Origin of the sequence: Pseudomonas mucoides (genome assembly GCF_015461845.1) — a bacterium.
In the GTDB taxonomy this organism is placed as follows: domain Bacteria; phylum Pseudomonadota; class Gammaproteobacteria; order Pseudomonadales; family Pseudomonadaceae; genus Aquipseudomonas; species Aquipseudomonas mucoides.
Genome location: NZ_JACOPW010000001.1, coordinates 18,559 through 36,842, shown reverse-complemented (window position 1 = coordinate 36,842; position 18,284 = coordinate 18,559). Strand labels below are relative to the sequence as shown.

At 60.2% G+C, this 18,284-nt stretch carries 16 protein-coding genes; 6 read left to right on the top strand and 10 right to left on the bottom strand.

Translation table 11 applies throughout. From position 1 onward, the window contains the following. Nucleotides 1-125: 125 nt before the first annotated feature. The 5 genes from H8F22_RS00170 (at nucleotide 126) to H8F22_RS00150 (ending at nucleotide 4,634) form a co-directional block, all read left to right on the top strand. Nucleotides 126-374 (top strand): hypothetical protein, encoded by a 249-nt coding sequence (locus tag H8F22_RS00170; protein WP_027923373.1) that lies wholly within the window; start codon nucleotides 126-128, stop codon nucleotides 372-374. A gap of 351 nt (nucleotides 375-725) precedes the next feature. Then, nucleotides 726-1,181: a (2Fe-2S)-binding protein gene (locus H8F22_RS00165; RefSeq protein WP_027923374.1), complete on the top strand. Its 456-nt coding sequence runs from the start codon at nucleotides 726-728 to the stop codon at nucleotides 1,179-1,181. A gap of 24 nt (nucleotides 1,182-1,205) precedes the next feature. Continuing rightward, complete coding sequence (locus H8F22_RS00160; RefSeq protein ID WP_027923375.1) at nucleotides 1,206-3,374, top strand: xanthine dehydrogenase family protein molybdopterin-binding subunit; 2,169 nt, start codon at nucleotides 1,206-1,208, stop codon at nucleotides 3,372-3,374. 1 nt (nucleotide 3,375) lies between these two features. Further along, nucleotides 3,376-3,954 carry a hypothetical protein gene (locus H8F22_RS00155; RefSeq protein ID WP_059180966.1) on the top strand — a complete coding sequence of 193 codons (579 nt, stop codon included), beginning with the start codon at nucleotides 3,376-3,378 and terminating at the stop codon, nucleotides 3,952-3,954. Between the two features lie 74 nt (nucleotides 3,955-4,028). Then, nucleotides 4,029-4,634, top strand: coding sequence for a GGDEF domain-containing protein (locus H8F22_RS00150; protein WP_027923377.1), 606 nt, complete (start codon nucleotides 4,029-4,031; stop codon nucleotides 4,632-4,634). On the opposite strand, the gene H8F22_RS00145 is transcribed toward H8F22_RS00150, so the two are convergent. Then, nucleotides 4,625-5,902, bottom strand: a complete 1,278-nt coding sequence (locus H8F22_RS00145) for an amidase (protein WP_194939574.1) — start codon at nucleotides 5,900-5,902, stop codon at nucleotides 4,625-4,627. The two genes, H8F22_RS00150 and H8F22_RS00145, sit on opposite strands and share 10 nt — an antisense overlap. Then, nucleotides 5,899-6,324 (bottom strand): VOC family protein, encoded by a 426-nt coding sequence (locus H8F22_RS00140; protein ID WP_194939573.1) that lies wholly within the window; start codon nucleotides 6,322-6,324, stop codon nucleotides 5,899-5,901. Before H8F22_RS00140 ends, H8F22_RS00145 begins: the two co-directional genes overlap by 4 nt. 114 nt (nucleotides 6,325-6,438) lie before the next feature. Between H8F22_RS00140 and H8F22_RS00135 the strand changes: the two genes are divergently transcribed. Then, a complete protein-coding gene (locus H8F22_RS00135; protein WP_194939572.1) occupies nucleotides 6,439-7,305 on the top strand; it encodes a LysR family transcriptional regulator in 867 nt (288 codons plus the stop codon). Between the two features lie 162 nt (nucleotides 7,306-7,467). Here H8F22_RS00135 and fabI read toward each other — a convergent pair whose 3' ends face one another. The 8 genes from fabI to gloB all read right to left on the bottom strand — a co-directional run bounded on the left by fabI (nucleotide 7,468) and on the right by gloB (nucleotide 18,275). Further along, nucleotides 7,468-8,262: an enoyl-ACP reductase FabI gene (gene fabI / locus H8F22_RS00130; RefSeq protein ID WP_027923381.1), complete on the bottom strand. Its 795-nt coding sequence runs from the start codon at nucleotides 8,260-8,262 to the stop codon at nucleotides 7,468-7,470. A 24-nt stretch (nucleotides 8,263-8,286) separates the two neighbouring features. Further along, entirely contained in the window at nucleotides 8,287-9,894 is a 1,608-nt protein-coding gene (locus H8F22_RS00125; protein ID WP_194939571.1) for an ABC transporter ATP-binding protein, read from the bottom strand. 1 nt (nucleotide 9,895) lies between these two features. Then, complete coding sequence (locus H8F22_RS00120) at nucleotides 9,896-10,915, bottom strand: ABC transporter permease (RefSeq protein ID WP_027923383.1); 1,020 nt, start codon at nucleotides 10,913-10,915, stop codon at nucleotides 9,896-9,898. Nucleotide 10,916: 1 nt separating this feature from the next. Then, nucleotides 10,917-11,990, bottom strand: a complete 1,074-nt coding sequence (locus tag H8F22_RS00115) for a microcin C ABC transporter permease YejB (RefSeq protein ID WP_027923384.1) — start codon at nucleotides 11,988-11,990, stop codon at nucleotides 10,917-10,919. Nucleotides 11,991-11,994: 4 nt separating this feature from the next. Beyond that, nucleotides 11,995-13,836: an extracellular solute-binding protein gene (locus H8F22_RS00110; protein ID WP_027923385.1), complete on the bottom strand. Its 1,842-nt coding sequence runs from the start codon at nucleotides 13,834-13,836 to the stop codon at nucleotides 11,995-11,997. Further along, a complete protein-coding gene (locus tag H8F22_RS00105; RefSeq protein WP_194939570.1) occupies nucleotides 13,833-15,665 on the bottom strand; it encodes an extracellular solute-binding protein in 1,833 nt (610 codons plus the stop codon). The genes H8F22_RS00110 and H8F22_RS00105 overlap by 4 nt, the downstream gene beginning before the upstream one ends. 297 nt (nucleotides 15,666-15,962) lie before the next feature. Beyond that, on the bottom strand, nucleotides 15,963-17,408 hold the full coding sequence (locus H8F22_RS00100; protein WP_059180962.1) for a transglycosylase SLT domain-containing protein: 1,446 nt from the start codon (nucleotides 17,406-17,408) through the stop codon (nucleotides 15,963-15,965). 99 nt (nucleotides 17,409-17,507) lie between these two features. Then, complete coding sequence (gloB, locus tag H8F22_RS00095; protein WP_194939569.1) at nucleotides 17,508-18,275, bottom strand: hydroxyacylglutathione hydrolase; 768 nt, start codon at nucleotides 18,273-18,275, stop codon at nucleotides 17,508-17,510. Between the last annotated feature and the right edge of the window lie 9 nt (nucleotides 18,276-18,284).

Genomic DNA, 18,284 nt, shown 5'->3' with positions numbered 1-18,284 from the left:
ACTATTTTGTGGTTTGGTCGATATGACTCTTATGCGTTCAACGTATTGATTTTAAAGGGGCCAATATCTGGCACGGCGCGTGATATTCCCAACGTACAACTGACCCGATTCAGGAGTACGACAATATGTTCGATTTTCTCAACAACCCTCTGCGCGTTCTGTACCTGTCGAGCAAAGTGCTCGGCGCCGGCCTGGTCATGCTGTTTGCCGGGATCTATGGCGCCTACCTGTACGACGGTCATATGCCCATCGCGTTGTTGGTGGCGATGCATGCCATGACCATCATCGGCCCTACATTGCTCAAGATCGGCTACGTCATGCGCTTGCTGGCCCAATACCGGTTGTCTAAAGCCCTGATCCCTGTGGTGGCTTGAAGTGAGAAAACGCTGTTACTGGTGTGGCTGCTGGCGCGATTGGCGTGGTTGCTGCCGATACCTGCGCCCATCCTTATTGCCTGATGGGCACTTTGCATCTGGGGCGCTTGTGGCGCTGGCATGATCGAGGGATCTGGCGGGTGCCGACAGCTGCTACAGGCGAACGCAGTGTCGCGGGTTTGGCGGCGGCAAAACAGCCATCAGATTGGGGTTCAAGGTGTGACCGGTGGTCGATGAACCGGTCTCGCCCGGCATTTTGCGCTTAGCTGAAGGGATAACCCAAGGCGCGCACAGGTATTTGATTGTTATGGCGACGCCCTTCAGAACACCGTGAGTCTGAGGAAATTCGCAATGCTGACCCTCAACATCAATGGCAAGGATCAGGCGCTGGATGTCCCCGCGGACATGCCGCTGCTCTGGGTCCTGCGCGATGTCGCGCACCTTACCGGCACCAAATTCGGTTGCGGCATGGCCCAGTGTGGTGCCTGCACCGTGCACGTCGATGGTGCGCCATTACGTTCCTGCATCACGCCCGCGACCGCCGTGGCCAACGGGCAAAAAATCCTCACCATCGAAGGCCTGTCCACTGATGGTTCGCACCCGGTGCAGCAAGCCTGGGCCGAACTCGACGTGGTGCAGTGCGGTTACTGCCAGTCCGGGCAAATCATGTCCGCCGCCGCATTACTGGCAAAAATTCCCAAGCCCACCGACAGCGACATCGATCAGGCGCTCTCCGGCAACATCTGCCGTTGTGGCACTTACCCAAGGATTCGTGCGGCGGTCAAACGCGCCGCCGAGATCGGTTGATGCCATGTGGAGGGAATCAGAACGATGAACAGTATCCTGGATGTCTCACGTCGCCGTTTTCTCAAGGGCAGTGTTTTGTTGGGGGGTGGGCTGGTGGTGGCGTTCGTCATCCCCGGCGCCCATCGTTTCGCCGTGGGCGCGGAGAATGAGGGCACCATTTTTGCACCCAATGCTTTCCTGCGCATTGGCAACGACAACAGCGTCACCGTACTGCTCGGCCATTCGGAAATGGGCCAGGGCATCTGGACCGGCCTGACCATGTTGATCGCCGAGGAGCTGGACGCCGACTGGACGACCATTCGCGTCGAGCATTCACCAGCCTCGGCCGCTGATTACGGTTTGGCCGGGTTTGGTGGTATGCAGATCACTGGCGGCTCGACGTCGACCTGGATGGAGTTTGACCGCTACCGGCAGGCCGGTGCAGCGGCGCGTTTGATGCTGATCCAAGCGGCGGCCAAGCGCTTCGACGTTGCGCCTTCGCAGATCCGTACCGAGTCGGGTGTGGTCATTGCCGGTGACAAGCGCGCCACCTACGGCGAACTGGCCGACGACGCCGGCAAGTTGCCGGTGCCGGATCCGGCCTCCATCAAATTAAAAGAGGCCAAGGACTGGAAGGTCATCGGCAAACCCACCAAGCGCCTGGACACACCGGAGAAAATCACCGGGCGGGCCACGTTCGGCATGGACGTGCAGTTCGACGGCTTGATGACCGCCATGGTCGCCCGCTCGCCGGTGTTCGGCGGCAGCGTCAAATCCTTCGAAGGCGCAGAAGCGCTGGCGGTACCGGGCGTGCATAAAGTGGTGCAGGTGCCCACGGGCGTGGCGGTAATTGCCGATCATTACTGGGCCGCGAAGCTGGGACGCGATGCGCTGAAAGTCGACTGGGACCTGGGGCCGAACACCGGGCTCGACAGCCAGAAGCTGCTGGAGAGTTTCCGCAAACTGGCTGCCACGCCCGGTCGTTCGGCGAGCAAGGCAGGCGATGCAACGGCGGCACTGGGCAAAGCAACGAAGAAGATCGACGTTGAATACAGCGTGCCGTACCTGGCCCATGCGCCGATGGAGCCGCTCAATTGCACGGTGAAAATCTCCGAGGACAAGTGCGAAATCTGGACCGGTACGCAGTTTCAGACACTGGATCAAATGATCGCGGGCAAGATCACCGGGCTCAAACCCGAACAGGTGGAAATCCACACCGAATTCCTCGGTGGCGGCTTCGGTCGCCGGGCCAATCCGACCTCGGATTTTGTCGCCGAAGCCGTGCAGGTTGCCAAAGCGGCGGGCGTGCCGGTGAAAACCGTGTGGTCGCGCGAGGACGACATTCGCGGCGGTTACTACCGCTCGATGTTCCTGCATCAGGCCAATATCGGCCTGGATGCCGGCGGTATGCCGATTGCCTGGAAACACGTGATGGTCGGGCAGTCGATCATGGACGGTACTGCGTTTGCGGCGACCATGGTCAAGGATGGGGTCGACAAGACTTCAGTGGAAGGTGTCGCCGACAGCCCTTATCTGGAAGACCTGGCCAATCACGAGGTGGAGCTGCACTCGCCGAAAACCGGTATCAGTGTGTTGTGGCTGCGTTCGGTCGGGCACAGCCACACAGCGTTCGTCATGGAATCGTTGATCGATGAGCTGGCCGAGGCGGCCGGCAAGGATCCGGTGGAATACCGACGAACCTTGCTCAAGAACCATCCAAGGCACTTGGGCGTGCTCAATCTGGCGGTCGAAAAAGCCAACTGGACCGCGCCGTTGCCGGACGGCCACGCCTTGGGCGTCGCGGTGCACGAGTCGTTCGGCAGCTACGTGGCGCACGTCGCCGAAGTGTCCCAGGACAACCTCAAAATCCGTGTGCACCGGGTGGTGTGCGCGGTGGACTGCGGGATTGCGGTCAACCCGATGAGCATCGCAGCGCAAATGGAATCCTGCATCACCTTCGGCCTCGGCTTCGCCTTGCACAGCAAACTGACCTTCAAGGACGGACAGGTGGTGCAATCCAATTACCACGATTATCAGGTGTTGCGGCTCAACGAAATGCCGGTGGTGGAGGTGCATATCGTGCCCAGTACCGAACGGTCCGGCGGCATCGGTGAGGCCGGCGTTCCACCCACCGCACCGGCCGTCGCCAACGCAGTGTTTGCCCTGACCGGGCAGCGCTTGCGCGAGCTGCCGCTGCAACTGTCGGGGGTGTGACATGAAACGACATCTGATGTTGGGCGCGGTGCTGTTGATTGGTCTGGCGGGCTACGCCGAAGACCTGTTTGCGGACGACAAGGAAGCGATCAAGGCATTCGATACGGTGCAGAAAGTCTTTCAAAGTCCGCGTTGCCAGAACTGCCACATTCCGGGGGATTCGCCGTTGCAGTTCGATGCCGGAACCCCGCATGCCATGAACGTGGTGCGCGGGATGGACGGCAAGGGCGCGGCCGGACTGCCCTGTGCAACCTGTCACGCCGAGGCCAATCCGCCGGCCAGTTACGGGCCGCACGCGCCACCGGGCGCGCCGCACTGGAGCCTGCCGCCCGCGTCGCACAAGATGGCCTGGATCGGCCTGCCGGCGGACAAACTGTGCGCGATGATCAAGGACCGCGCCAGCAATGGCGACCGTGATTTCGCTGCACTGATCAAACACGTCAGCGACGACAAACTGGTGCTGTGGGGCTGGAATCCTGGTGAGGGCAGGGCCCCGGTGCCGGTGCCGCACGACATTTTTGTCACGCAATTCAAGCTGTGGGCCGAGGCGGGTGGCCCTTGTCCGGTGCTGGGTAGCTGACCGGCGGTCCGTTAACAGGGAGTCAATGCAGGTATGGCCGACTCTAAAGACCATACCCGCCACTGGAGTGAGTCATGTTGATCCCAGGCAAACCGGTGAAAAACGGCGTTCGCGCTGATCCATTGCGTTCGCCACAACAGGAGCGTCAATTACTGCGCGACCTGGCCCACAAGGCTGAGCAAGAGCTGATGGGCGTGCAGATGGCGAGCATGGATGAGTTGACGCTGCTGCCCAACCGCCACGGTTTCACCGTATTGGCCCAACAGGGGCTGGACGCCTGCCAGCAACTGGACAAACCGACGACGCTGTTGCATTTCAAGCTCGATGAGCTCAAGCACATCAACTATCTGTATGGCCGCGCCGAGGGCGACCGTGCGCTGAAAACCTTCGCGGATGTGCTGCGAATCGCGTTTCGCGAAAGCGATGTGGTCGGCCGGCTCGGCAGCGACAAATTCGTTGCCTTGCTGCTGGGTTCAAGCATTGTGGATATCGCCGCTATCCGGGCGCGACTCGAAGAAATACTCGCTGAGCGTAACGCCACGGTGCATCGCCGTTCTGACCTGCACTTCAGTCTCGGACAGATCGAATGTGAGCAGCAGTTGCATCAGTGCGCGGAAGAACTGCTGGCTGTGGTCGATGAGGCCATGCGCGCTGGAAAATCGCTGTCAATTCAGGGTTGAGCGATACTTTGCAAGTCCGCGGCTACGTGCTCGGCGGTACGCAATAAGTGACCATCGTCTCTGAACCGTCCGATCAGCTGTAACCCGATCGGTAGACGACCTTCGACGCGATTCAAGGGAAGGTTGATCTGCGGCCAGCCAAACGCTCCCCAGAACTTGATGAAGTCTGACGGTCCGGTGCTTTCAAGGCCGACAGGCGCGACCATCCCGCAGGAGGCGCCGAGCATGGCGTCGAAGGGTTGGCAATGCTCTTCCAAAACTGGTGCAAGTCGGGCCAGACGTGCCTTGGCAGCTGACTCCTGTTCCCAGCTGGTCGCCGCCGCTCGCTCGAACATGGCCAATGTCGAAGGGCTCAATTGAGTCCGGTGCCGTTGAAATTCCTTTGCCAGCGAACGGGCGCCTTCGCAGTCATTGATCAGTTGATGGTCGTCGAACACCCCGGCAAATTCATCGGGTAGCCGGACGTCGCTCACTTGATGGCCGGCGTTTCTTAGCTGATCCGCAGCCTGTTCCAGAGCTTGAGCCACTTGCGGGTCCACTTGATCCCAGCGTGATGTGCGGCAGAAACCCAATCGCAGTGGACGCCGCTCGACGTCAGGTACGACGAAACCAGGGATCAGCACTCGCGCCACCAACTGCAGATCGCGCACCGATCGACCATACCAACCCACGGTGTCGAAGCTCGGCGCCAGCGGTTTTACCCCTTCCAGCGACACCAGTCCCAGCGACGGCTTGAAGGCAAAGAGGCCGCAGTAGGACGCCGGCTTGAGCAATGAGCCAGCGGTCTGGGTGCCCAGCGCCAATGCAAAGAAACCCGCTGCCATCCCTGCAGCCGAACCCGCGCTGGAACTGCCTGGCGTGCGAGCGAGGTCATGGGGGTTGCGGGTTGGACCGGTCTGCATATAGGCAAACTCGGTGGTGTGGGTCTTGCCCATGATCAGCGCGCCGGCCTGGCGCAGCAGTGTAACGACGTGGGCATCCCGGGACGGTTGATGGCCGGTATAAATGGGTGAGTGAAATTGCGTGGGGTACTCAGCGGTGTCGAAGATGTCCTTGATGCCCACGGGCACGCCGGCCAGCAGCCCTTGACCCTTGTTCTGCGCGGCATCGGCGCGTACCTGTCGGGCGTCGAACGAGACGAAGGCCTGAATATCCGGTTCCTGCGCAAGAATGCGCTCGATCATCGATTCTGCAATGGCGAGAGGCGTCGTCTCACCGTTGATCACCGACTCGCTGAGACGCGTGGCGTCCGGGGCGAGGCGGGTCATTTGGCAAACAACTGACTGATGTCCTTGAACGCCTTGAACTCCAGCGCATTCCCGCACGGGTCGAAGAGGAACATGGTGGCTTGTTCGCCCACCAGGCCCTGAAAGCGAATGCCCGGTTCGATCACAAACGCCGTGCCCAGCGCGGTCAGCCGCTGCGCCAGTGCTTCCCATTCATTCATGCTCAAGACCACGCCGAAATGCGGGACAGGCACGTTATGGCCGTCCACGGCATTGGTGTGCGCGGATTCCTGAGAAGCGTTTTTCGGCGCGAGGTGAATCACCAGTTGATGGCCGAAAAAGTTGAAATCGACCCAGTGATCGCTGGAACGACCCTCTTCCAGGCCAAATACCTCACCGTAAAAATTTCGCGCGGCGGTCAGGTCATACACCGGGATCGCCAAGTGGAAAGGGGACAATTGCATCGATCAAGCCTCGGATGGTCGTTGTGTGACGCTGAGTTTAGCGCTGTGCTTTTTGATTAAAAGACGATAGTTTTTGCGTCGAGCTCAAATTATTTCGATCAATCAGGGGCGATCATGCTGCGCGAACTCAAGACGTTCATTGCCGTGACGCAGTACGGCACCTTTGCGGCGGCCGGGATGCACATTGGCCTCACGCAGTCGGCGGTCAGCGCGCAAATGCGCAATCTGGAGCAGGCGCTGGGTATCCGGTTGTTCGACCGTACGGGGCGCCAGGCGATTCTTAATGCGGCGGGGCAACGGGCGTTGCCGATGGCCAGGGAGATGCTGGAAACGTTCAGCCGCATGGCAGTCAGTGATGACGTCAGTGAATACCGAGGCGAGTTGAAGATTGGTGCTGTGGCCACGGCTCAGACCGGGTTGTTGCCCCAGGCGTTGTTGCGCTTGAGGCAGCAGGCACCGCTGCTGGAGCCGAAACTGGTGCCGGGCGTGTCGCTGAATCTGTTGAGTCAGGTGGACACCAGTGAGGTGGACCTGGCCATTTTGATCAAGCCGCCGTTTGAGCTGCCCAAGGAGTTGTCGGCGCAGGTGATTCGCCGGGAACCGTTCGTGCTGATCGTTCCGATGGACCTTGAGGGCGATGACCCATTACACATCCTCGCCAGTCATCCGCATGTGCGCTATGACCGCAACTCGTTCGGCGGACGTCTGGTGACACGGTTTCTGCGTGAACAGCAGATTGACGTGCACGTGGCGCTGGAGCTGGATGAACTGGAAGCCATTGTGAAAATGGTTGAGTGTGGGTTGGGCGTGTCGCTGCTGCCGGAAGCGGGATTGTGGCTGGAGTATGGGGCGAAGGTCAGGATCATTCCGTTGGGTGAGTTGACGTTTTATCGGGAGATCGTGCTGCTGCAGCGTTATAGCCAGCGTACGCAGCCGATCCAGCAACTGTTCGCCCAGTGCCTAAACACAAATCCCGTGTAGGAGTGAGCCTGCTCGCGATAGCGGCCTAACATTCAAAACAGATGTCGACTGATACACCGCTATCGCGATCAGGCTCACTCCTACAGTGGGATCGCATGGTTTCTGGAATCGCAGGCAAAAAAAACCCGCCAGATCGGCGGGTTTTTCACGACTAACCGAAGATCACTCTTCGATGTTGCCCATGGCGGTGGTGTTGAAGCCGCCGTCTACGTACATGATTTCGCCGCTGATGCCGGACGCCAGGTCCGAGCACAGGAAGGCGCCGGCATTGCCGACTTCGTCGATGGTGACGTTGCGACGCAGCGGGGTTTGCGCTTCGTTGGCAGCCAGCATCTTGCGGAAGTTCTTGATGCCGGAAGCGGCGAGGGTGCGGATCGGGCCAGCCGATACGCAGTTGACGCGGGTGCCGTCCGGGCCCAGGGAACCGGCCAGGTAACGTACGCCAGCTTCCAGCGAAGCCTTGGCCATGCCCATGACGTTGTAGTTCGGCATGGTGCGCTCGGCGCCCAGGTACGACAGGGTCAGCAGGCTGCCATTGCGGCCTTTCATCATTTCGCGGCCGGCTTTGGCCAAGGCCACAAAGCTGTAGGCGCTGATGTCGTGAGCGATGCGGAAACCTTCACGGGTGGTGGCTTCGGTGAAGTCGCCGTCCAGTTGGTCGCCCGGAGCGAAGCCGACGGAGTGCACGATGCAATCCAGGCCGTCCCACTTCTTGCCCAGTTCAACGAAGACCTTGGCGATTTCTTCATCGCTGGCCACGTCGCACGGGAAGCACAGGTCAGGGTTGGAACCCCAGCTCTGGGCGAACTCTTCGACACGACCCTTGAGTTTGTCGTTCTGATAAGTGAAGGCAAGCTCAGCGCCCTCGCGATGCATGGCGGCAGCGATGCCGGATGCGATGGACAGCTTGCTGGCGACACCGACGATCAGTACGCGCTTACCGGCGAGAAAACCCATGTGTTGCTCCTCTCTTTCAGGTTATTACGCAGTGGCTGGTGCCAGGAAAGCGGCTTCCAGCAACTGCTGTGTATACGGATGTTGGGGGGCGGCAAAGATACTTTGCGCGTCTCCCTGTTCGACCACTTGGCCATGCTTGACCACCATCAGCTGGTGGCTCAGCGCTTTGACGACAGCCAGGTCATGGCTGATAAACAAATACGTCAGGTTGTACTTGGTTTGCAGTGAACGCAGCAGCTCCACCACTTGGCGTTGGACGGTGCGGTCGAGGGCCGACGTCGGCTCGTCCAGCAAAATCAACGCCGGTTTTAGCACTAATGCCCGGGCAATGGCGATTCTCTGCCGTTGCCCGCCGGAAAATTCGTGGGGGTAGCGGTGCCGGGTTTCCGGATCCAGACCTACCTCCTTCAATGCCGCAATAATCGCCTGTTCCTGCTCCGCCTCGGTGCCCATCTTGTGGATCCGCAGGCCTTCGCCAACGATCTGGCTCACGCACATCCGCGGGCTCAGGCTGCCGAACGGGTCCTGAAACACCACCTGCATCTCGCGGCGCAACGGTCGAACTTCGTTCTGCGTCAGGCAGTCTAGCTGCTTGCCTTCAAAACGGATCGTGCCTTTGCTGCCGATCAACCGCAAAATCGCCAGGCCGAGCGTCGATTTGCCCGAACCGCTTTCACCCACGATCCCCAAGGTCTGCCCCTGAGGCAGGCTGAAATTGATCCCGTCCACCGCTTTGATGTGGTCAACGGTCTTTTTCAGCAGGCCTTTCTTGATCGGGAACCAGACTTTCAAGTCCTCGACTTGCAGCAATGGCGGCCCGATAACATTGGTCGCCGGCGTGCCGCTGGGCTCCGCTGCCAGCAGTAACCGAGTGTACGGATGCTGCGGCGCGCGGAACAACTCTTCGCACGATGCCTGTTCGACGATGCAACCGCGCTGCATGACACATACGCGATGTGCAATTCTTCGCACAAGGTTCAAATCGTGGCTGATCAGCAGCAGTGCCATGCCCAGACGGGCCTGTAATTCCTTGAGCAATTCGAGGATTTTCAGCTGAACGGTCACGTCCAGCGCGGTGGTCGGCTCGTCGGCGATCAGCAATTCCGGCTCATTGGCCAAGGCCATGGCGATCATTACCCGCTGGCGCTGGCCACCGGACAATTCGTGGGGCAGGGCTTTCAGGCGTTTTTCCGGCTCGGGAATCCCGACCATCTCCAGCAGTTCCAGGGTGCGCTTGGTCGCCACTTTGCCGATCAGGCCCTTGTGGATGCCCAGCACCTCGTTGATCTGCTTTTCGATGGAATGCAGCGGGTTGAGCGACGTCATCGGCTCCTGGAAGATCATCGCGATCCGGTTGCCGCGGATGTGGCGGATCGTCTTCTCTCCCATGTTCAGCAGGTTGTGCCCGGCGTACTCGATGGTGCCGGTCGGGTGCCGCGCGATCGGGTAGGGCAGCAGCCGCAGGATCGAGTGGGCCGTGACCGACTTGCCGGAACCGCTTTCACCGACCAGCGCCAGGGTTTCGCCGCGGCGGATGTCAAAGCTCACACCTTCGACCACGCGCTGAGCACGCTCGCCGATACCAAACTCGACGGACAGGTCGCGCACTTCGATCAGATTGTCCTGATTCATTTCACTTCCTCGGGTCGAAGGCATCGCGAGCGGACTCGCCGATAAACACCAGCAAACTCAACATCAATGCCAGCACCGCAAACGCGCTGATGCCGAGCCATGGGGCTTGCAGGTTGGATTTGCCTTGGGCCACCAGCTCGCCCAGCGACGGCGCGCCGGGCGGCAAGCCGAAGCCGAGGAAATCCAGCGCGGTCAGGGTGCCGATGGCGCCGGTCAGGATGAATGGCATGAAGGTCATGGTCGAGACCATGGCGTTGGGCAGGATGTGGCGGAACATGATCGCGCCGTTCTGCATCCCCAGCGCCCGCGCCGCGCGCACGTATTCGAGGTTGCGCCCGCGCAGGAACTCGGCGCGCACCACATCCACCAGGCTCATCCACGAAAACAGCAGCATGATCCCCAGCAACCACCAGAAGTTTGGCTGCACGAAACTGGCGAGGATGATCAGCAGATACAGCACCGGCAACCCGGACCAGATTTCCAGGAAGCGTTGCCCGGCGAGATCCACCCAGCCGCCATAAAAGCCCTGCAAGGCCCCGGCAATCACGCCGATGATCGAACTGAGAATGGTCAGGGTGAGGGCGAACAACACCGAAATCCGGAAACCGTAAATCACCCGCGCCAACACATCGCGCCCCTGATCGTCGGTGCCCAGCAGGTTATCCGTCGACGGCGGCGCCGGGGCCGGGACTTTCAGGTCGTAGTTGATGCTTTGATAGCTGAACGGAATCGGCGCCCACAGCACCCAGGCGTCCTTGGCCTTGAGCAGTTCGCGGATGTACGGGCTCTTGTAGTTGGCTTCCAGCGGGAATTCGCCGCCGAAGGCGGTTTCCGGGTAGCGCTTGAGCGCCGGGAAGTACCAGCCGTTGTCGTAATGCACCACCAGCGGTTTGTCGTTGGCGATCAGCTCGGCGCCGAGGCTCAGGCCGAACAGCAGCAGAAACAGCCACAGCGACCACCAGCCACGCTTGTTGGCCTTGAACAGTTCGAAGCGACGTCGATTGAGCGGGGACAGGTTCATCTCAATGCTCCCGGCTTTCGAAGTCGATGCGCGGATCGACAAAGGTGTAGGTGAGGTCGCCGATCAGTTTCACCACCAGGCCGAGCAAGGTGAAGATAAACAGCGTGCCGAACACCACCGGGTAATCGCGATTGATCGCCGCTTCAAAACTCATCAGCCCGAGGCCGTCGAGGGAGAAAATCACTTCCACCAGCAACGAGCCGGTAAAGAAAATCCCGATGAATGCCGACGGGAATCCGGCGATCACCAGCAACATGGCGTTGCGGAATACATGGCCGTACAGCACGCGATGGCGGGTCAGACCCTTGGCCTTGGCGGTGACCACGTACTGCTTGTTGATCTCGTCGAGGAAGCTGTTTTTGGTCAGCAGGGTCATGGTCGCGAAGTTGCCGATCACCAGCGCCGTCACGGGCAAGGCCAGGTGCCAGAAGTAGTCGAGGATCTTGCCGCCCATGCTCAGTTCGGCAAAATTATTCGAGGTCAGCCCACGCAACGGGAACCAGTCGAAATAGCTGCCGCCGGCGAACACCACGATCAGCAGGATCGCAAACAGGAACGCCGGAATCGCATAGCCGACGATGATCGCCGAACTGGTCCAGACATCGAAGTGGCTGCCGTGCCGCGTCGCCTTGGCGATCCCCAGCGGGATCGACACCAGGTACATGATCAGCGTGCTCCACAACCCGAGGGAGATCGATACCGGCATCTTTTCCTTGATCAGGTCGATCACCTTGGCATCGCGAAAGAAGCTGTCGCCGAAGTCCAGCGACGCATAGTTCTTCACCATGATCCACAAGCGTTCCGGCGCCGATTTGTCGAAGCCGTACATGTGCTCGATTTCTTTCACCAAGGCGGGGTCCAGGCCCTGCGCGCCGCGATAGGCGGAACCGGCCACCGACACTTCGGCACCGCCACCGGCAATGCGGCTGGTGGCGCCTTCAAAACCTTCGAGCTTGGCGATCATCTGCTCCACCGGCCCGCCGGGCGCAGCCTGGATGATCACGAAGTTGATCAGCAAGATGCCGAACAAGGTTGGAATGATCAGCAGCAGTCGCCGAAAAATATACGCCAGCATCTGATTACTCCGTGCCCGCAGGGTCGGCTTGCAGTTTGGTTTCGACTTCTATCGCCGGTGTCGCGTCTGGCTTGACCCACCAGGTGTTGATGCCGATATCGTACTTGGGGGAGATTTTCGGATGACCGATGTGGTTCCAGTACGCCACGCGCCACGTCTTGATGTGCCAGTTGGGGATCACGTAATAACCCCATTGCAGCACGCGGTCCAGTGCGCGGGCATGGGCCACCAGACTTTTGCGTGAATCGGCGTTGATCAGTTGCTCGACCAATTGGTCCACCACCGGGTCCTTGAGGCCCATGGAGTTGCGGCTGCCGGGTTTGTCAGCGGCGGCCGACATCCAGAATTCACGCTGTTCGTTGCCGGGTGAACTGGACTGCGGGAAGCTGCCGACGATCATGTCGAAGTCCCGTGAGCGCACGCGGTTGATGTACTGCGAGACGTCGACGCGGCGGATCACCAGGTCGATCCCGAGGTCGCTGAGGTTGCGCTTGAACGGCAGCAGCACGCGCTCGAATTCGGTCTGGGCCAGCAGGAACTCGATGGTCACCGGTTTGCCGGTGGCGTCGACCATTTTGTCGTCGACGATCCGCCAGCCGGCCTCTTGCAACAGGTGATAGGCCTGGCGCTGGTGGTCGCGAATCATGCCGCTGCCGTCAGTCGTCGGGTTCTCGAAGGCTTCGCTGAACACTTGCTCGGGGATCTTGCCGCGAAACGGATCGAGGATCGCCAGTTGATCGGCATCCGGCAGGCCGGTGGCGGCCATTTCCGAGTTCTCGAAATAGCTGCGGGTGCGCGCGTAGGCGCTGTTGAACAACTGTTTGTTGGTCCATTCAAAGTCCAGCAACAAGGTCAGGGCCTGGCGCACGCGCACGTCCTGGAACACCGGGCGACGCAGGTTGAACACGAAACCCTGCATGCCGGTGGGGTTGCCGTTGGGGATCTGTTCCTTGATCAGCCGGCCTTCGGTAACGGCCGGGACGTTGTAGGCGTTGGCCCAGTTCTTCGCAGTCATCTCCAGCCAGTAATCGAACTGCCCGGCCTTGAGTGCTTCGAGCGCCACGGTGTTGTCGCGGTAGTAATCGGTGGTCATCACATCGAAGTTGTAGAACCCGCGATTGACCGGCAAGTCCTTGCCCCAGTAATCCTTGACCCGCTCATAGCGAATCGAGCGTCCAGCCTTCACTTCGCTGACTTTGTACGGGCCGCTGCCCAACGGCATTTCCAGGTTGCCCTTGTTGAAATCGCGGTTGGCCCACCAGTGTTTGGGCAATACCGGCAACTGGCCGAGGATCAGCGGCAGCTCTCGGTTGTTGGAGTGCTTGAACTTGAACAGCACGGTGAGCGGGTCTTCGGCGACCGCTTCCTCGACGTCGTTGTAGTAACCGCGATACAGCGGGGCGCCGTCCTTGGTCAGCATCTGGAAGCTGAACACCACGTCTTCGGCGCGAATCGGATGGCCGTCGTGGAAGCGCGCTTCAGGGCGCAGGTAGAAACGCACCCAACTGTTGTCCGGGGCTTTCTCGATCTTGCCGGCCACCAGGCCATATTCGGTGAACGGTTCGTCCAAACCTTGCCGGGCGAGGGTGTCGTAGATCATGCCGATATCGTCGGCCGGCACGCCCTTGCTGATAAACGGGTTGAGGCTGTCGAAGCCACCGAAACCGGCCTGGCGAAAGATCCCGCCCTTGGGTGCATCCGGGTTCACGTAGTCGAAATGCTTGAAGTCGGCCGGGTACTTCGGCGGCTCGTTGTAGAGGGTCACCGCGTGTTGCGGGGCGGCGCAGGCCAGCCCGGCGAACAGCAGTCCGCTGGCCTGCAACAGCAGGGTGCGTACGGGTTTCATTGATCTTTCTCCGAAGACTTCAGCCACCACGCGCTCAGGCCCAGGGTGTAGGGCGGCGTGGTCACAAAGGCGAACCGGTTGCGGTAGGCCAGGCGATGATAATTGAGGTACCAGTTGGGAATGATGTAGTGCTGCCACAGCAGCACGCGGTCAAGGGCTTTGCCGGCGGCGACTTGTTCGTCGCGGCTCTGGGCGGCGAGCAGTTGTTCGAGCAAGTGATCGACCACCGGGTTGGCGATACCGGCGTAGTTTTTACTGCCCTTGACGCCAATCTGGCTGGAATGGAAATACTGCCATTGCTCCAGACCCGGACTGAGGGTCTGGTTGAGGGTCATCAAGATCATGTCGAAGTCGAACTGATCGAGGCGCTGTTTGTACTGGGCGCGGTCAACGGTGCGCAGTCGTGCGTCGATGCCAATGCTCGCGAGGTTTTCGACGTAGGGCTGGAGGATGCGCTCCAGGTTCGGGTTGACCAGCAGGATCTCGAATCGCAGGGGTTGCCCGACGGCATTCTGCAATCGCTGGCCATTGAGCTTCCAGCCGGCCTCAGCGAGCAGCCCAAGGGCTTTGCGCAGGGTTTTCCGGGGGATGCCGCGACCGTCAGTGTGCGGCAGGCTGAACGGCTCGGTGAAGAGCTTGGCGGGTAACTGCTCGCGATAGGGCTTGAGCATCAGCCATTCGTGCCCGACCGGGAGCCCGGTGGCTTCGAATTCACTGTTGGGGTAGTAACTCATCGCGCGCTTGTAGGCGCCGCTGAACAGCGTGCGGTTGGTCCACTCGAAATCGAACATCAACCCCAGGGCTTCGCGGACTTTGGTCTCGGCGAAAGTCGGGCGTCGGGTGTTCATGAACAGGCCCTGACTCTGGGTCGGGATCTGATGCGGGATCTGCGCCTTGATCACGTCGCCGCGGCGTACGGCCGGGAAGTTGTAGCCGTTGTCCCAGTTCTTCGCCTGATGCTCGATGTAAACGTCGAACTCGCCGGCCTTGAACGCTTCGAAGGCGACGTCGCTGTCGCGGTAGAACTCGACTTCCATGCGATCGAAGTTGTACTTGCCGCGATTGACCGCCAGGTCCTTGCCCCAGTAATCCTTGACCCGTTCGAAAACGATCTGCCGTCCGGGCGTTACTGATGTGATGCGATACGGCCCGCTGCCCAGAGGCGGCTCGAAGGTGGTGGCCTTGAAGTCGCGACCTTTCCAGTAATGTTGCGACAGGACCGGTAATTCGCCGAGGCGCAGGATCTGCAATGGGTTGCCGGCGCGCTTGAACACAAAACGAATGCGTTGCGGGTTAAGGATGTCGACCCGCGCGACTTCCTGAAGGCTGGTGCGGTACTGCGGATGCCCCTCCTTGAGCAACAAGCGGTAGGAGAACGCGACGTCGTAAGCGGTGATCGGCGAACCATCGTGGAACCGCGCTTCGGGCCGCAGGTTGAACACCACCCAACTGCGGTCCTCGCTGTATTCCACCGATTGCGCGATCAGGCCATAACTGGAGGTCGGTTCGTCGCCGGACGGTGCGTACTGGCCGGTGCCGACCATCAGTGGCTCATTGAGCTCGTTGATGCCGTACTGCAGGAAGTTGGGGGTGGAAACCGGGCTTGAGCCCTTGAAGGTATAAGGATTGAGCGTATCGAAGGTGCCAAACGCCATCACCCGCAACGTACCGCCCTTGGGCGCTTGCGGGTTGACCCAGTCGAAGTGGGTAAATCGGGCCGGGTACTTGAGCGTGCCGAACTGCGCATAACCGTGGCTTTCGCTGATCGTCGCGCTTGCGGGGGAGCTGAAGGCCAGGCTGATCAGGAGCAGGAGGAGGGGACGCTTCAAGTCAGAGATCCGATCCAGGCGGCTTGGGCATTGTGGCCCGTACAGTAACAGCTTGTATCGACAGGAAAAAGACAGGGGGTTAATGCAGGGTTAATTGAACTTGCGGGCCCATGTGGCAGCTGGCGAAGCCTGCGTCCGACTGCGCAGCAGTCGTAAACTGGTGACCACTATTTTCCTGAATCACCGCGCCGCCTGAATTGACGACTGCTGCGCAGTCGGACCCAGGCTTCGCCAGCGGCTACAGGGCATAGTGAAAACCTTCAGGCGAAAAAGAGCCCCTGAATTCAGGGGCTCTTTTTAGCGTGGCGAAGACACCACCAGCATCTGCCCAGGCTTCAACGCCTGGCCAACACGCGGGTTCCAGCGCTTGAGGTGCTGCATCTCGACGTTGAAGCGCTTGGCGACGATGTACAGCGAATCGCCTTGCTGGACCTTGTATTGGGTCTGCGGCTTCTTTTTGTCGGCTTTGCTGTTGGCGGCGACGACCGTGTTGACGCGACCGTTGCTGCGCTTGGTCGTGTCCTGCATCACCAGGGTCTGCCCCGTCTTGAGGTGCTTGCCCGTCAACTTGTTCCAGCGTTGCAAGTCTTCGACGTCGACTTTATTGGCCTTGGCGATCGTGCCGAGGTTGTCGCCGCGTTTGACCCGGTAAGTGGTGCGCTTGACGCTGGCGAGTTGAACATCGTCTGCGCCTTCAAAGACCGGTTTGCGAGGCTTCTTGCTGATCAATTCTTCCGGACGCATGGTCGACAGGCTGGTGGTCAGCAACTGCGCCTTGGACGTTGGCACCAGCAAGTGCTGGGGGCCATCGAGCGTGGTGCGCTGTTTGAACGCCGGATTGAGCTGGAACAGTTCGTCTTCGTCGATGTTGGCAACCTCGGCAACCTTGGACAGGTCCATGCGCTGGTTGATTTCGACGACCTGGAAGTACGGTTCGTTGGCGATCGGGCTGAGGTTCACACCATAGGCTTCGGGCGACAGGACCACTTGCGACAAGGCCAGCAGCTTCGGCACGTAAGCCTGGGTTTCCGCTGGCAGCGGCAGGTTCCAGTAATCGGTCGGCAGGCCGAGCCTTTCGTTGCGCTCGATGGCCCGGCTGACGGTGCCTTCACCGGCGTTATAGGCGGCGAGGGCGAGCAGCCAGTCACCGTTGAACATGTCGTGCAGGCGGGTCAGGTAATCCATGGCCGCGGTGGTCGAGGCGGTAATGTCGCGTCGGCCATCATAGGCACGGGTCTGGCGCAGGTTGTAGTAACGCCCGGTGGAAGGGATGAATTGCCAAAGACCCACCGCGTCGGCCCGGGAATAGGCCATCGGGTTGTAGGCGCTTTCAATCACTGGCAGCAGCGCCAGTTCCAGCGGCATGTTGCGTTCTTCAAGGCGTTCGATGATGTAGTGAATGTAGAGGCTGCCGCGCTCGCCGGCGTTTTCAAGGAACGACGGGTTACTGGCGAACCACAGTCGCTGTTGCTCGATACGCGGGTTGACGCCCAGGCCGTCCTGCAACTGGAAGCCCTGGCGCATGCGCTCCCAGACGTCCTGCGGTACTTGCGGCGAGGGTTTTTCGCTGAGCCAGATCGGTTTCTGTTTGGCGCGAGCGGCGATATTCGGGGTATGTGCCGCGTCGGTCTGCGGCACATGGCTGGAACAGCCCGCCAGAGTGGCGGACACAGCCACCGCGATGGCTTGAGCCAAGCGGGTCAATGCGTCTGAATTGATGGCTTTACGAATAGATGACGACATTGGCTGGAAGTAAGTTCCGGGCAAAAATGTCGGCCGATTCTAGAAAGGGTACCCCCTGCGGTCAACCATTCAGAATTTTCATTGCAATAGCATGACGGCCTAGAACGTATCTTTCCAAGCCCGCAACGCAGCAAAAACCGCACTCGGAGCCCGGTTATCGGGACCATTCCGTTCGTCCACTTTTTCTTTAACAGATGTTTCATCAACCCTTAAAAACGGGTTGGTGAGCTTTTCCAGGGCCAGGGTCGACGGCAGGGTCATGATTCCGGCTGCGCGTTGTTGGGTCACTTTGGCGAGGCGCTCGGCGGTGTCGGGGTTTTCTGGCTCGACCGCTGCGGCAAACTTGAGGTTGCTCAGGGTGTATTCGTGGGTGCAATACACCAGCGTATCTTCGGGCAATGCCGCCAGGCGTGCCAGCGAGGTGTGCATCTGTTCCGGCGTGCCTTCGAACAAACGGCCACAACCGGCGGCAAACAGGGTGTCACCGCAGAACAGCAAGCCATGGTGGTAGTAGGCAATGTGCCCCAGGGTATGGCCGGGGACGGCGTACACGTCGAAGTCCCAGCCGAGCACGCTGACCCGGTCGTTGTCCTTGAGCGCGACGTCCCGCGCCGGGATGGATTCGCTGGCGGGGCCGTAGACTGTTGCGTCTGTCGCTTTTTTCAGCTGCTCGACGCCACCGACGTGGTCATGGTGGTGATGAGTGATCAGAATATCGCTCAATACCCAACCCGGATGCGCCGCAAGCCAGGCCTGCACGGGCGCGGCATCGCCCGGATCGACCACGGCGCAGCGCTGGGTGCGGTGGTCTTGTAACAACCAGATGTAGTTGTCGGTGAAGGCGGGCAGGGCACTGATCTGTATCATCGTCGGATT